Origin of the sequence: Streptomyces sp. NPDC047453 (genome assembly GCF_040643155.1) — a bacterium.
Taxonomy (GTDB): domain Bacteria; phylum Actinomycetota; class Actinomycetes; order Streptomycetales; family Streptomycetaceae; genus Streptomyces.
The window spans coordinates 85104-98500 of sequence record NZ_JBEYTS010000006.1; the positions used below are offsets into that span (position 1 = coordinate 85104).

Annotated in this window: 16 protein-coding genes; 7 read left to right on the plus strand and 9 right to left on the minus strand. The window is 70.6% G+C overall.

The annotated features are described in order from the left end of the window. Window positions 1-3: 3 nt before the first annotated feature. Together ABZ818_RS08285 and ABZ818_RS08290 are read left to right on the plus strand one after the other, a co-directional pair. On the plus strand, window positions 4-888 hold the full coding sequence (locus ABZ818_RS08285) for a hypothetical protein (RefSeq protein WP_361412225.1): 885 nt from the start codon (window positions 4-6) through the stop codon (window positions 886-888). A gap of 83 nt (window positions 889-971) precedes the next feature. Then, window positions 972-1796, plus strand: coding sequence for a hypothetical protein (locus tag ABZ818_RS08290; protein ID WP_361412227.1), 825 nt, complete (start codon window positions 972-974; stop codon window positions 1794-1796). Here ABZ818_RS08290 and ABZ818_RS08295 read toward each other — a convergent pair. Beyond that, window positions 1793-2029 (minus strand): hypothetical protein, encoded by a 237-nt coding sequence (locus ABZ818_RS08295; RefSeq protein WP_361412229.1) that lies wholly within the window; start codon window positions 2027-2029, stop codon window positions 1793-1795. The two genes, ABZ818_RS08290 and ABZ818_RS08295, sit on opposite strands and share 4 nt — an antisense overlap. A 138-nt stretch (window positions 2030-2167) precedes the next feature. On the opposite strand from ABZ818_RS08295, the gene ABZ818_RS08300 reads away from it, so the two are divergent. The 3 genes from ABZ818_RS08300 (at window position 2168) to ABZ818_RS08310 (ending at window position 3970) form a co-directional block, all read left to right on the plus strand. Further along, a complete protein-coding gene (locus ABZ818_RS08300; protein WP_361412231.1) occupies window positions 2168-2773 on the plus strand; it encodes a histidine phosphatase family protein in 606 nt (201 codons plus the stop codon). Window positions 2774-2858: 85 nt separating this feature from the next. Continuing rightward, on the plus strand, window positions 2859-3497 hold the full coding sequence (locus ABZ818_RS08305) for a hypothetical protein (protein WP_361412233.1): 639 nt from the start codon (window positions 2859-2861) through the stop codon (window positions 3495-3497). Between the two features lie 50 nt (window positions 3498-3547). Then, a complete protein-coding gene (locus tag ABZ818_RS08310) occupies window positions 3548-3970 on the plus strand; it encodes an acyl-CoA thioesterase (protein WP_361412235.1) in 423 nt (140 codons plus the stop codon). A 139-nt stretch (window positions 3971-4109) separates the two neighbouring features. Here the strand turns inward: ABZ818_RS08310 and ABZ818_RS08315 are convergent, their stop codons facing one another. From ABZ818_RS08315 to ABZ818_RS08350, 8 genes are all read right to left on the minus strand, one after another. Further along, on the minus strand, window positions 4110-5477 hold the full coding sequence (locus tag ABZ818_RS08315) for a nucleobase:cation symporter-2 family protein (RefSeq protein ID WP_361412466.1): 1368 nt from the start codon (window positions 5475-5477) through the stop codon (window positions 4110-4112). Window positions 5478-5760: 283 nt separating this feature from the next. After that, on the minus strand, window positions 5761-7146 hold the full coding sequence (locus tag ABZ818_RS08320) for an 8-oxoguanine deaminase (protein ID WP_361412237.1): 1386 nt from the start codon (window positions 7144-7146) through the stop codon (window positions 5761-5763). A 67-nt stretch (window positions 7147-7213) separates the two neighbouring features. Further along, complete coding sequence (locus tag ABZ818_RS08325; RefSeq protein WP_361412239.1) at window positions 7214-8623, minus strand: nucleobase:cation symporter-2 family protein; 1410 nt, start codon at window positions 8621-8623, stop codon at window positions 7214-7216. A 62-nt stretch (window positions 8624-8685) separates the two neighbouring features. Continuing rightward, the gene (gene pucL / locus ABZ818_RS08330; RefSeq protein WP_361412241.1) at window positions 8686-9633 is read right to left on the minus strand and encodes a factor-independent urate hydroxylase; all 948 of its coding nucleotides are present in this window, start codon (window positions 9631-9633) and stop codon (window positions 8686-8688) included. Window positions 9634-9639: 6 nt separating this feature from the next. Then, window positions 9640-10056: a hydroxyisourate hydrolase gene (gene uraH, locus ABZ818_RS08335; protein WP_361412243.1), complete on the minus strand. Its 417-nt coding sequence runs from the start codon at window positions 10054-10056 to the stop codon at window positions 9640-9642. 22 nt (window positions 10057-10078) lie between these two features. Then, window positions 10079-10588, minus strand: coding sequence for a 2-oxo-4-hydroxy-4-carboxy-5-ureidoimidazoline decarboxylase (gene uraD, locus ABZ818_RS08340; RefSeq protein WP_361412245.1), 510 nt, complete (start codon window positions 10586-10588; stop codon window positions 10079-10081). Window positions 10589-10708: 120 nt separating this feature from the next. Further along, window positions 10709-11071: a helix-turn-helix domain-containing protein gene (locus tag ABZ818_RS08345; RefSeq protein WP_361412247.1), complete on the minus strand. Its 363-nt coding sequence runs from the start codon at window positions 11069-11071 to the stop codon at window positions 10709-10711. Then, the gene (locus ABZ818_RS08350; protein WP_361412249.1) at window positions 11068-11319 is read right to left on the minus strand and encodes a hypothetical protein; all 252 of its coding nucleotides are present in this window, start codon (window positions 11317-11319) and stop codon (window positions 11068-11070) included. Before ABZ818_RS08350 ends, ABZ818_RS08345 begins: the two co-directional genes overlap by 4 nt. Window positions 11320-11488: 169 nt before the next feature. Between ABZ818_RS08350 and ABZ818_RS08355 the strand changes: the two genes are divergently transcribed. Next, window positions 11489-12328 carry a TIM barrel protein gene (locus ABZ818_RS08355; protein ID WP_361412251.1) on the plus strand — a complete coding sequence of 280 codons (840 nt, stop codon included), beginning with the start codon at window positions 11489-11491 and terminating at the stop codon, window positions 12326-12328. Between the two features lie 67 nt (window positions 12329-12395). Continuing rightward, window positions 12396-13289, plus strand: coding sequence for a 2-hydroxy-3-oxopropionate reductase (locus ABZ818_RS08360; protein WP_361412253.1), 894 nt, complete (start codon window positions 12396-12398; stop codon window positions 13287-13289). Window positions 13290-13397: the final 108 nt, after the last annotated feature.

Here is a 13397-nt window from a genome sequence, read left to right on the forward strand (position 1 = left end):
AACATGAGCGCCACCGCCACGCAGGCCGAGGCCCGCAGAAGGCGCACGCGCTACCCCATCACCCTGGCTGTCACCATCGGCTGCTACGTACTCGCCGCGGTGGCCGGGATGTTCTTCCTGACGGACAACGTCGGCGCCGCTCTCCAGATCCTCCTGTGGATCGTGCACGGCGTTGTCCTCATCCTGCTCATCGAGAAGCTGGGGGCCGCGGAATCCAGCCTGTATGCCGCGCTGTTCATCACGATCGTGTCCGCACTGTGCGTACACACCATCGGCATGGCGCGCGACGACCTGACCCTCCAGCACCGCGGCGAAAGGGTCAGCGCCACGGTCGTGAACGAATGGCTTGATCCGCCGCAGGGGCGCAAGGGTCAACTCTCCCACTACAGGCTGGAACACCAGGACGGCACCAGGGTCCCGGGACCAGACATGCAAACGACGTCCGACCTGTACGACGTCGGCCAGGTCTTGACAGTCATCGAGGATCCCGAGGGCAAACTCAGCCCCCGCACGCCCGGACAAGCAGACCTCAAAGCTGAGTTGTTGGGTGCCGGAGCACTCGCCCTTGCCACACTCGGCTCCGTCGGCTGGATGGCCCGGCGGGGGTCGGACGCCGCGAGGCGGCGGGACCGGCGGAAGCAGGCAACCCCTGAACACAAGGCTCGCGCCCAGCAGGAGGAGCAGGAGGCCAAGCTGCGCGAGGCGTTGCGCACCTACCCCGTCGACCGCCGCGGCTACATCAAGGTGCACCCGGAGGACTACCCCGCCCTGTCGCAGCACCAGGCCGCCCGGATCGCCTGGGAGATGGGGCTGCGAGCGGAGGCCTGGGGAAACCAGGGATCATGGCGCTTCAAGGAGACCGTGGTCGAGGAAGTACCACTCGACTGAGCGGGGCCCCGGCCGACCGACAGTCCAGGTGCTGAGGGGATGGCGAAACAAGCATGAGCGCTGGTACGCGATACCGCAGTCCGATGGCTGTCGCCATGGGCTGCTACGTGCTCGCAGCGATCGCGGGGATGTTCTTCCTGACGAACCACGTCGGCACCGTTCTCCAGGTCCTTCTGTGGATTGTGCACTGCGTTGTCCTCACCCTGCTCATCGAGAAGCTGGGGGCCAAGGAATCGAGTCTGTACGCCGCGCTGTTCATCGTGGCCACCTCACTCATGTCCGTATTGGTCGCCGGTATCGCCCGCGACGACCTCACTCTTGAGCAGCGAGGCGAAACGGTCACGGTCAGGGTCGTGAGGAAGTGGCTCGACCCGCCCGGTGTGAGCAAGTCCCGTGACTACAACTACGAACTGAAGCACCAGGACGGCACCAAGGTCCCGGGACCCGCCATGACGACAGACAAGGATCGTTTCGACGTCGGCCAGGTGCTCACGGTGATCGAGGACCCCGTCGGCGAACTCCGCCCTCAGACACCGGATCAGGCGGGCGCAACGGGCAACGTGCTCGCTGCCGGGGGGTTCGCTCTCGCCGCGGTCGGCGCCGTCGGCTGGATGGCCTGGCGGGGGTCGGACGCCGCCAGGCGGCGGGACCGGCGGAAGAAGGGAACCCCCGAACACGAGGCTCGCGCCGAGCAGGAGGAGCAGGAGGAGAAGTTGCGCGAGGCATTGCGCACCTACCCCGTCGACTGTCGTGGCTACATCAAGGTCCCCCCGGAGGACTACCCCGACCTGTCGCAGCAGCGGGCGGCCCGCATCGCCTGGGAGATGGGGCTGCGGGCTGAAGCGTGGGGGAACAAGGGGTCGTGGCGGTTCAAGGAGAGCGTGGTCGAGGAGGTGCCGCTCGACTAGTCCGGGTCGGGAGGCGTTTCCCAGGGGAACGACGCGAAGGTGAGGGGTTCCTCGTCCCGTTCCGTGTCGTCGTCCTGCTCGCGGCGGGTCAGGTGGCCGAGGGCGGCGATCGCGCCGAGCAGCAGGCCGATCAGGCAGATCAGGGCGAGGACGAGCGTGGCCAGGCTCAACAGGGTGTTACCGACCAGGTGGGCCAGTATTCCGATCGGGTCCAGGCATCCGCACGCCAGCATGCCGATACGTTCCCCGCCGGCGGCGCTGTCGGGACGCCGCGTTGCCGATCCGTGCTCCGAAAGTGCCCGGGCCGCGATGCCCCGCCGTGGGCACATGAGTCCGCCGGAGCGGAGGCACGGGCTCGTAGCCTGTGACGCATGGGTGATCTCTTTCTCGTACGGCACGGGGAGACCGAGTGGTCGCGATCCGGGCGGCACACCGGGTGGACGGACCTTCCGCTCACCGAGCACGGGCGGGAGGAGGCGCGGGGGCTGGTGCCGTTGATCCGCTCGCACCGGATCGGGGCCGCGTTCGTCAGCCCGTCGCAGCGGGCGCGGGAGACGGCCGAGTTGATCGGCGTCCACGACGCGCGGGTCGACGCGGATCTGCGGGAGTGGGACTACGGCGGCTACGAGGGCGTCACGACCGTCGAGATCCAGCGGACGCGGCCCGGCTGGTTCCTGTTCACGGACGGGGTCGCCCCGGGGCCGCCGGAGCATCCCGGGGAGAGCGTGGAGCAGGTCGGGGAGCGGGCCGACCGGATGCTGGGCAAGGTGGACGCCGCGCTCGCCGACACCGAGGGGGCCGTCCTGCTGGTGGCCCACGGGCACTTCCTGCGGGTGCTCACCGCCCGGCGCCTCGGGCTGCCGCCGTCGGCGGGCGCGCTGTTCCAGCTGGCCACGGGCACGGCGTGCCGGCTGGGCACGGAGCACGGGCGGCCGGTGATCGCGGGCTGGAACATCCGGCCGACCCCGTCTGCGTAAGCGGCCGCGGCTCGTTGTCGGACCCTGGTCGTAGTCTTCGAAGGGGCCGTTCGACGGCTGTTCGACGATTCGGGGAGGCCGCGCCGTGACACGACCGCCTACCGCCGCGCAGCGCCGCGTCATCGACGCCGCCGACCCCGTGACCGGCCGGCTCAGGGGTACGGAGGTGCAGCTCGCGGCGCTGGTGAAGCGGGGGCTCGCCTTCCGGCACCCGCGGCCGCCGCACGACCACTTCCTCACCCCGGCCGGGCATCGGATACGGGAGGCGGAGGAGGAGACAGCGGCGGCGGAAAGGGCGCCCGCCGTCGAGGCGCCCGCCGGTACCGGCGTGTTCTCCGCCCGCGTCGGCGGTGAGGAGGACCCGTACGACGGTCCCGGGCGGGTGCGCGAGGTGCACAGCGCCTGGCAGGGGCTGCTGGAGCTGCGCCGGATGACCAATCCGGACGGTGCCGTCGAACGGCCCTGCGGCTGGGAGCGCGCGCATCTGGTGCGGGCCGCCGCGCTCGCCCTGGAGGCGTCGGGGCAGCGGCCCGCGGGGCCGGACGCGGACGGTTACCGGGTACGGGCGACCCCGCAGCCGGAGGCGGTCGCGGTGTACGGGCCGGACGGCGCGGCGCTGCGGGCGTGCGCGGCCGCGCTGGAGCGAGCGGGCTGGCAGGCCGGGGAGTACACCGAGCCCCGGACCAGGGCCCGGTACCTGCTGGCGTCACCGCGCAGGGCGTGACGGACGTGCCAGGATCGGTGGGTCCGAACGGCGTACGAGAAGGGGACCCAGTGAGCGAGCCGTTTTCCGTCCGGGTGACCGTCCGCGGCTACGAGACCGATGTGCAGGGGCACCTCAACCAGGCCGTGTACCTCAACTACGCGGAGCACGCCCGCTGGTCGCTGCTCCAGGCGGCCGGGATCAGTCAGGCGGGCCTCGTGTCGGGCGGCGTGGGGCCGGTGGTCCTGGAGACGACGATCCGCTACCTGCGGGAGCTGCTGGCCGGCGACGAGGTCGACGTGACCTGCGCCTTCGAGTGGGGCGGGGGCCAGACCTTCCGGATCCTCCAGACGATCCGGAAGGCCGACGGCACGGTGGCGGCCGAGATCGACGCGGTCGGCGGCCTCCTGGACCTCAAGGCGAGGAGACTGGTGCCCGCCCCGCACGATCGCTTCAAGCAACTGGCGACGGAGCCCGGCCTGTTCGGGATGTGAGGCGCACGGCGGGAGGGGCACGGCACGACGGCCGTACCCCTCCCGAAGATCGGCGCGGCGGCCGCACCCCGGCCAAGGATCCACGCGGCGGCCGGACCCCTGCCAAGGGCCCGCGCGGCGGCCGTACCCCTCCCGAGGATCAGCGCGCCACCGCGATCTCCTCCCCCGCCTCCATCGGATGGGTGACGTCCTGGGCGTCCACCGACCCGGGCCTGCCCAGGTGGTTGAAGACGAAGTTGAGCAGGACGGCCGCGACGCAACCGGTGGAGATGCCGGAGTCGAGCACGATCCGGGCGGTCTCCGGGAAGGCGTGGTAGAAGTTCGGCGCCGTGATCGGGATGATGCCGACGGCGATCGAGACGGCGACGATCAGGACGTTGTTGTCCTTGTCGAGGCCGGCCCGGGCCAGGGTCTGGATGCCGCTGGCGGCCACCGAGCCGAACAGGACCACGCCCGCGCCGCCGAGCACCGGGCGCGGTACGACGGCGATGAGCGAGGCGGCCACCGGGCACAGGCCCATCAGGACCAGGAAGCCGCCGCCGAAGGCCACCACGAAGCGGCTGCGGATCCGGGTCATGGCCACCAGACCGATGTTCTGCGCGAAGGCGCTGCACATGAAGCCGTTGAACAGGGGGCTGACGGCGGAGCCGAGGGTGTCGGCGCGCAGGCCGGCGGCGATCGTCTTCTCGTTCGCCGGGCGGTCGACGATCTCACCGAGGGCCAGCATGTCCGCGGTGGACTCGGTCATCGAGACCACCATCACCACGCACATCGACAGGATCGCGGCGACCTGGAACTGCGGCGCGCCGAAGTGGAACGGGGTCGGGAAGCCGACCACCTGGGCGTCCGCCACGGGGCCGAAGTCCGTGACCCCGAACGGGATCGCTATGACCGTGCCGGCGATCAGGCCGAGCAGGACCGCGATCTGCTTGACGAAGCCGCGGGTGAAGCGCCGCAGCAGCAGGACGATGACCAGGGTGATGCCGGCCAGGGTGAGGTTCGTCGCCGAACCGTAGTCGTGCGCGGCCGGATTGGGGCCCTGGGCCCAGCCGAAGGAGACGGGCAGCAGGGAGACACCGATCAGGGTGATCACGGTGCCGGTGACCACCGGCGGGAAGAAGCGGATCGCCTTGCAGAAGATCGGCGCGGCCAGGAAGCCGAGGACACCCGCCACGATCACCGCGCCGAAGATGATCGGCAGGGCGTCGGACTTGTCCTTGGTGGAGGCGACGATCGCCGTCATGGGGGCGACACCGGCGAAGGTGACGCCGTTGACGAAGGGGAGCCGGGCGCCGATCTTCCAGATGCCGAGGGTCTGCAGGAAGGTGGCGAGACCGGCCGTGAACAGGCAGGCCCCGGTGAGGAAGGTCAGTTCGGTGCCGGACAGGCCGACGGCCGCGCCGACGATCAGGGGCGGGGCGACCACACCCGCGTACATGGCGGCCACATGCTGCAGGCCGCTGGTCGCCATCTTCAGGATGGGCAGTTTCTCGTCCACGGGATGAATGGTGGACTCGGCTGGCTGTCGTGCCTCGTCACGGGGCGTGGGGTGAGCGGTCACGGCGGCTCCTCCGGTCGGTTGAACACGTCGTCTTCGACGTGGGTGTCAAGGAGGTGGTGCGTGGTCGTGCGGGACCGGGGACGGGCCCTCGGTGAGGCCCGCGGGGCGAACGGAGACCGTTCCGGGGCGCGTGTCCAAGCGCGCCCCGGAGCCGGCCCGCCGCGGACCCCGCTCGGGTCCACGGCTACCGGCCGGGAGCCGTCCCTCCCGGCCGGAGTTCCTCAGTCGGTCAGCTCTGCGCGGTGATCCGCGCCAGCCGCTGTGCTTCGGCCCGCGTGGAACGGGCGATCGCCTCCTCGTCGGCGGTCAGCAACCGGCCGTCCTCGACGATCTGCCGCCCGTCCACGAAGGAGGCGGTGACCGGTGCCGCCGCGCCGAGGACCAGCGCGGTCACCGGGTCGGCGATCGAGGCGTGGGCCAGCGTGTCCATCCTCCACAGCACCAGGTCGGCCAGCTTGCCTGGCTCCAGCGAGCCGATCTGGCCGGCCCGGCCGAGCACCCGGGCGCCGCCGTAGGTGCCCAGGCGCAGCGCCTGGCGGGCGTTCAGGGCCGCCTCGCGGTGTGCGCCGAGGCGGTTGATCAGCAGGGCGTTGCGCAGTTCGGTGTGGAGTTCGCCGGACTCGTTGGAGGCGGTCCCGTCGACACCGAGGCCGACCGGGACGCCGGCCGCCAGCATGTCGGGGACCCGGGCGATTCCGGCCGCCAGGCGGGCGTTGGAGGAGGGGCAGTGCGCCACACCGGTCTTCGTACGGGCGAAGGCGGCGATGTCGGAGTCGTTCATGTGGACGCAGTGCGCCATCCACACGTCCTCGCCCAGCCAGCCCGTGGACTCGAAGTAGTCGGTGGGGCCCATGCCGAACAACTCGTGGCAGAACTTCTCCTCCTCGACCGTCTCCGAGCCGTGGGTGTGCAGCCGTACGCCGAGCCGACGGGCCAACTGCGCGGCCTGCTGGAGCAGTTCGGTGGAGACGGAGAACGGGGAGCAGGGGGCGACGGCGACCTGCGTCATGGCGTCGAAGGAGGCGTCGTGGTGCCGCCGGACGGTCTCCTCGGTGGCGTCGAGCGCGCCCTGGAGCGTCTCCACGGCGAAGTCCGGCGGCAGTCCGCCGTCCTTCTCGCCGCGGTCCATCGACCCGCGGGCCAGGGTGAACCGCACGCCCATCTCGCGGGCCGCCCGGATGATCGCGCCGGACAGGTCTCCGGAGCCGTGCGGGAAGACGTAGTGGTGGTCCATGGCGGTGGTGACGCCGCCGCGGGCCATCATCGCCAGCGACCCCTGGGCCGCCGCGTACACCATCTCCTCGTCGATGCGCGCCCACGTCGGGTAGAGCGCTACGAGCCAGTCGAACAGATTGTGGTCGGTGGCCAGGCCCCGGGTGATCCACTGGTAGAAGTGGTGGTGGGTGTTGACCAGACCGGGCGTGGCCAGATGGCCGCTCGCGTCGATCCGGCGCACCACGTCCTTCAGCCCGTCGGGGGCCTTGCCCGCGCCGACCGACTCGATCCGGTTGCCGGCGAGGACGAGGTGTCCGGAGGCGTACTCGGTGTCGTCCGCGTCCACGGTCGCGATCGCGCAGTTCTCGATGACGATGCGCTGGGCTGCCGATGGTGCCATTGCGCTTCCTTGTCGTTGGTGGCGGCCCGTGGACGTGGGGCGTCCACGGGGAGGGCACGGCAGGACCCTAGGAGGATTTGAGTGCCGGAGCGGTGCTGCTCCGGGTGCCGAGGTGGTGGAAGAACAGGTTGAGCATGACGGCGACGATGGCGCCGGCGCTGATTCCGGAGCCGAGGACGGTCTGCGCCCAGGCGGGGAACTGGGTGTAGAAGGTGGGCGCGGCCAGCGGGATGATGCCGGCGCCGAGGGCCACGGCGACCAGGATGATGTTGGAGCTGTCGTCCAGTCCGGCCTCGGACAGGGTGCGGATGCCGCTGACGGCGATCGAGCCGAACAGCACGATGCCCGCGCCGCCGAGGACCGGCATGGGGACCAGGGAGACGACCGCGCCGAGGACCGGGAAGGCGCCGAGGACCAGCAGGGCGGAGCCGGCGACGGCGACGACGTAGCGGCTGCGTACCCGGGTCAGTGAGACGACGCCGACGTTCTGAGCGAAGGCGGAGGTGGGGAAGCCGCCGAAGACGGGGCCGAGCAGGGTGGCGAGGCCGTCGGTGCGCAGGCCGCGGGTGATGGTCCGGGCGTCGGCGCGGCGGTCGCAGATCTCGCCGAGGGCGAGCATGCCGGCGCTGGACTCGGTCATCAGCACCAGCATCACGATGCACAGCGACAGGATGGCCGCGGGCTGGAAGACGGGGGCGCCGAAGGCGAAGGGGGTGGGCAGCGCGGCGACCGGGGCGGACGCGAGGCCGCGGAAGTCGGCCATGCCGAACGGGAGGGCGGCCAGGGTGCCGATGAGCAGTCCGAACAGCAGGGCGACCTGCTTGACGAAGCCCTTGCCGAAGCGCTGGGTCAGCAGGATGACCGCGAGGGTGAACGCGGCGAGGGCGAGGTTCCTCATGGAGCCGAAGCCGGCGGCGGTCTTGTCACCGCCCTGCGCCCAGCCGACGGGCACGGGCATCAGGGTGACCCCGATGAGGGTGATCACCACGCCGGTGACCAGTGGCGGGAAGAACTTCAGCAGCCGTCCGAAGAACGGGCCGACGGCCAGGCAGAAGGCGCCGGCGACCATCACCGCGCCGTAGATCGCGGGGAGTTGGTGGCCCTTGGCGTTGTTCTCGGCGATGGCGAGGATGGGGGCGATACCGGCCGAGGAGGCGGCGTTCACGAACGGCAGGCGGTTGCCCACGAGTTGCCTGACGCCGATGGTCTGGAGGATCGTCGCGACGCCGGCGATCAGCAGGCTGGCGGCGATGAGCCGGGTGCGGCCCGCGATGTCGAGTCCGCAGGCCTGGCCGATGATGAGCGGAGGGGTGACAACGCCCGCGTACATGGCGGCGATGTGCTGGAGTGCGGCGGGGACGAGCCGCGAGGGGTGGAGTTTCTCGTCGACCGGGTGCACGGACGTGACGGCGTCCTCGGTGTGCACCGGCGGGGTGGAACACGGGCCTTCGACGGGCCCTTGAGCAGGCAGTGCCATTTCGTTCCCTCCGGTGTGGCGCGCCACCGGTCCGGAGCGGGTCCGGTGGCGCGCGTCCCGCGTCAGAGGTTGGTCATGTCGACCGGGATCCGTGCCTCGCAGCCGTCCCGGAGCACGGTGGCCTCGATCAGCCCGTAGGGCCGGTCGGCGGCGAAGTAGACTTCGCGGTCGTTCTTCAGCCCGAACGGCTCCAGGTCCACCAGGAAGTGGTGCTTGTTCGGGAGGGAGAAGCGGACCTCGTCGATCTCGCTGCGGTTGTTGATGATGCGGGCGCCCATCTGGTACAGCGTTTGCTGGAGCGACAGGGAGTACGTCTCGGCGAACGCCTGGAGCATGTGCTTCTTCACCTGCTCGTAGGACTTCTCCCAGTTCGGCGCCTTCTGCTCGTCGTCGGTCCAGTTGAACCGCCAGCGGGCGGAGACGTCCGTGGCCAGGATGCGGTCGTAGTCCTCCTTGAGGGTGGTGTACTTGTCCTTGACGAAGCCCCAGAACTCGGAGTTGGTCGAGTTCATCACGGTCAGGCCCTTGAGGCCGGAGACGATCTCCCAGTTCTCACCGTCGAAGGTGATCTGAGTGAGCCGGGTCTCCTGGCCCTTGCGGACGAAGGAGTGCTGGACCTCGTCGGCGCCGATGAACTTGGAGTTGGCGTCGGAGGTCCCGATCCGCTCCCAGGCGTACTCCTCGATGCGGATGCGGGCCCGGTGGATGGAGTCCTGCGAGGTGACGAAGTGGCGGGCGAGGTGGATGCCGAACTGCTCGGCCGACTCGATGCCGTGCTCCTTGGCGAACGCGAACACCGTGTTCTTGGTGGTGTCGGTCGTCAGGACGTTGGCGTTGGAGCCGGAGTAGTGGACGTCCTCCATGTCGCCGGAGAGGGCGATGGAGACGTTGAGGTCCTTGATGTGGTGGGTGGCGCCGTCCCGCGTGATCCTGACGACTCGGTTCTCGGCCTTGCCGTACTGGTTCTGTCCCAGAACCACAGGGCGGGCAGGGCGGGAATTGGTGGTCATGTGTAGCTAGCTCCCTCGGTAAACGGAGTAGCCGAACGGGTTGAGCAGCAGCGGTACGTGGTAGTGCTCGCCCGGTACGACGGCGAAGGTGATCGCCACTTCCGGGAAGAACACGGACCGTGCACCGCTGTCCCGATTCGCGGGGGCGTCCTGCTGCGCATCGGCTTGCTTCTCGGCGAAGTACGGCTCCACGGCGAACTCGAGCCGTACGTGGGTGGTCCCCTCCGGCGGCGCCGGAAGGTCCTTGCACCGCCCGTCGGCGTCGGTCGAGGATCCGCCGAGCGCCTGCCAGTCTCCCCCCTGCCCGTAATGGGCGGCTCGGCCCGAACGGGCCAGGATGTGGACGGCGACGCCCTGGGCGGGGCGGCCGGCGGAGGTGTCCAGGATGTGCGTGGACACGGAGGCGGTGGTCTCGGTGCTCATGGTTTCCTCTTCGGGCGTCTTCTCAGGCGTCTGCGAGCAGTCGGGCGAGCCGGATGCGGTTGATCTTCCCCAGTTCGCTGCGGACGATCTCGCGTTCCTGCTCCGGCGCGTTGCCGATCCGCTCCTTGAGCGCGTCGCGCATCTGCTCGCCGGTCCGGCCGGTGGCGCAGATGAGGAAGACGTGGCCGAACTTGTCCTGGTAGGCCAGGTTGAGGTCGAGCATCTCGGCCTTGAGTTCCTCGGAGGCGCCGGCCATACCGCGCTGTTCGCGCGCCGAGGCCGGGTCGCCGGGCTTGGGACGGCCTATCGGCGGGTGGCCGGCCATCGCCTCCCCGAGGTCCGCGGGGGTCAGCTCCGCCATGGCGGCGTCGCTCGCGGCTTCGAGGTCGTCGGGGGTCTCGCAGGGCCGGGCCGCCAGCAGCCGCTCGGCCCACGCCGTGCTGGCGCACGCCTCCAGAAGGGCGGTTCGGGCCGCGTCTTCGGGGAGGGCGTTGAATCGGGCGAGGCCCGGTGGCGTTGAGGTCGAAGTCACGGGAGCCTCCGTGGGCTGTTGACGGCCTTCGCGTTGAACGGGCTGCGGATAGCTAACGCCCTGACGAACATCGCGTCAACAGTTTGTTGAAAATTCCGGGACGCCGGGCCCGGCGGCGGCTCAGCCCTGCTTGTCGCGGTTGAGGTAGTTGTAGACGGTGAAGCGGCTGACGCCCAGCGCGCTCGCCACGGTCTCCACTCCGTGCCGGACGGAGAAGGCGCCGCGCGCCTCCAACACCCGCACGACCTCCTGCTTGGCCTTGCGGTCCAGGTCCGCGAGCGGCATGCCCTGCCTGCGCTCCATGGCGGCCAGGATGTGGTCCAGCGAGTCGGCGAGCTGCGGCAGGCGTACGGCGACGGCGACGGCGCCCTCCCAGGAGAGCACGACGTCGTCGGGGCCGGCCTCGTCGGGCGGGAGCATCCGGCCGCCGATCGCGTCGACCAGCGGCTTCAGGGCCGCGATGAAGGGCTCCTCCCCGATCACCTGACACCCTCCCCGATCACGGTGACCTGAAGGGAGATCCGGGTGGCGCCGGCCCCGAGGGTCCTGCGCAGCAGGGCGTCCACGGCGTCCAGGACGGCGTCGGCACCCCCCTCGGCCGTGTTGCCGAACGGGCCGACGTCCACGGCGTCCAGTTCGGCGGCCTCGACGACCTCCCGCGCCACCACCGCGTGCGCGGGGGCCTCGTCCAGGTCGAAGGGTTCGGTCGTGAACTCCACTCTCAATCGCACGCGCACAACCTAACGCGCGGGCCACTTTCGGGGCAGTCCCGGCGACCGGGATCCACACAGGAGCCCACACCCTCTTGACAAGCCGCGACACCCCCGGCAGTCTTCCATTACGCAGAAACAAACTTCCGCTATACGGAATACGGCGACAACGGAAGGGAGCGCGGCCCTGATGGGATTCGCAGACCAGCGCTTCAACGTCAACCTGTCGATCCTCTTCACGGAACTCCCGCTCCTGGAGCGGCCGGCGGCCGCCGCCGCGGCCGGCTTCACCGCGGTCGAACTGTGGTGGCCGTGGATCGACTCCCCCACCCCGGAGCGTTCCGAGACCGATGCCCTCAAGAAGGCGATCGAGGACGCGGGCGTACAACTCACCGGCCTGAACTTCTACGCGGGCAAGCTCCCGGGCCCCGACCGCGGCGCACTGTCCGTCCCCGGTGAGGAGTCGGAGAGGTTCCGCGCCAACATCGACGTGGCCGCGGACCTCGCCCGGTCCCTCGGCTGCACGGCCCTGAACGCCCTGTACGGCAACCGGGTCGAGGGTGTGGACCCGGCCGAGCAGGACGCGCTCGCGCTGGACAACCTGGTCCTCGCGGCCCGGGCCGCCGACCGGATCGGCGCGATCCTGCTGATCGAGGCGCTGAACAAGCCGGAGTCACCGCTGTACCCGCTGGTGAGCGCGCCCGCCGCCGTCGAGGTGGTGGACAAGGTGAACGCGGCGTCGGGCCTCGGCAACGCCAGGTTCCTGATGGACCTGTACCACCTGTCCATGAACGGCGAGGACCTGCCGTCGGTGATCGAGCGGTACGCCGCGCGGACCGGCCACGTCCAGATCGCCGACAACCCCGGCCGCGGCGCGCCCGGCACGGGCTCGCTCCCGCTGGAGGACCTCCTCGACCAGCTGGGGAAGGCCGGTTACGACGGCTGGGTCGGCCTGGAGTACAAGCCGGGCGACAGGCCGAGTGCCGAGGCCTTCGCGTGGCTGCCGGCCGGGGCCCGAGCGGCCCGCTGACCAGCCCGGGCACCTTCCAGGGCCCCGACTCCCAGACGCAGCACAGAAGTTAGAGAGGCACCCGCACATGACCACCACCCTCCCCAAGGTTGCCTGGGTCGGCCTCGGCATCATGGGCTCCCCCATGTCCGAGAACCTGATCAAGGCGGGCTACGACGTCACCGGCTACACGCTGGAGCAGGCGAAGCTGGACCGGCTGGCCGCCGCGGGCGGCACCGCGGCGGGCTCGATCGCCGAGGCGGTCCGGGACGCCGACGTGATCATCACGATGGTGCCCGCGTCGCCGCAGGTCGAGGCCATCGCGTACGGCCCGGACGGCATCCTGGAGAACGCGCGCTCCGGCGCGCTGCTGATCGACATGTCCTCGATCACCCCGCAGACCTCGATCGACCTGGCCGCCGCCGCCAAGGACAAGGGCATCCGCGTCCTGGACGCCCCCGTCTCCGGCGGTGAGGCAGGCGCCGTCGAGGCGGTGCTGTCGATCATGGTCGGCGGCGAGCAGGCCGACTTCGAGACGGCCAAGCCGCTCTTCGACGTCCTGGGCAAGACCATCGTGCTGTGCGGCCCGCACGGCTCCGGCCAGACCGTGAAGGCCGCCAACCAGCTGATCGTCGCCGTGAACATCCAGGCGTGCGCCGAGGCCGTGGTCTTCCTGGAGAAGTCGGGCGTGGACCTGAAGGCGGCGCTGGACGTCCTCAACGGCGGCCTGGCCGGCTCGACCGTGCTGACGCGGAAGAAGGACAACTTCCTCCAGCGGGACTTCAAGCCGGGCTTCCGCATCGACCTGCACCACAAGGACATGGGCATCGTGACGGACGCGGCCCGCACCGTCGGTGCCGCCCTGCCCGTCGGCGCGGTGGTCGCCCAGCTGGTGGCCTCCCTGCGCGCACAGGGCGACGGCGGCCTGGACCACTCGGCCCTGCTGCGGGCCGTGGAGCGCCTGTCGGGCGCCCAGGTCTGACGGACCCCAGACCTCCGGACGGCGCCGCCGCCGACACCAGTCATGTCGCGCCCAGGCGGCGGCGCCGTCCGGATCCACCACCTCTTGTTCAACAAACTGTTGACGCGC

Coding starts and splice junctions, on each gene's coding strand:
- ABZ818_RS08285 (WP_361412225.1), top strand. CDS start 4: ATGAGCGCCACCGCCACGCAGGCCGAGGCCCGCAGAAGGCGCACGCGC.
- ABZ818_RS08290 (WP_361412227.1), top strand. CDS start 972: ATGGCTGTCGCCATGGGCTGCTACGTGCTCGCAGCGATCGCGGGGATG.
- ABZ818_RS08295 (WP_361412229.1), bottom strand. CDS start 2,029: ATGCTGGCGTGCGGATGCCTGGACCCGATCGGAATACTGGCCCACCTG.
- ABZ818_RS08300 (WP_361412231.1), top strand. CDS start 2,168: ATGGGTGATCTCTTTCTCGTACGGCACGGGGAGACCGAGTGGTCGCGA.
- ABZ818_RS08320 (WP_361412237.1), bottom strand. CDS start 7,146: ATGGCACCATCGGCAGCCCAGCGCATCGTCATCGAGAACTGCGCGATC.
- ABZ818_RS08325 (WP_361412239.1), bottom strand. CDS start 8,623: ATGGCACTGCCTGCTCAAGGGCCCGTCGAAGGCCCGTGTTCCACCCCG.
- pucL (WP_361412241.1), bottom strand. CDS start 9,633: ATGACCACCAATTCCCGCCCTGCCCGCCCTGTGGTTCTGGGACAGAAC.
- uraH (WP_361412243.1), bottom strand. CDS start 10,056: ATGAGCACCGAGACCACCGCCTCCGTGTCCACGCACATCCTGGACACC.
- ABZ818_RS08355 (WP_361412251.1), top strand. CDS start 11,489: ATGGGATTCGCAGACCAGCGCTTCAACGTCAACCTGTCGATCCTCTTC.
- ABZ818_RS08360 (WP_361412253.1), top strand. CDS start 12,396: ATGACCACCACCCTCCCCAAGGTTGCCTGGGTCGGCCTCGGCATCATG.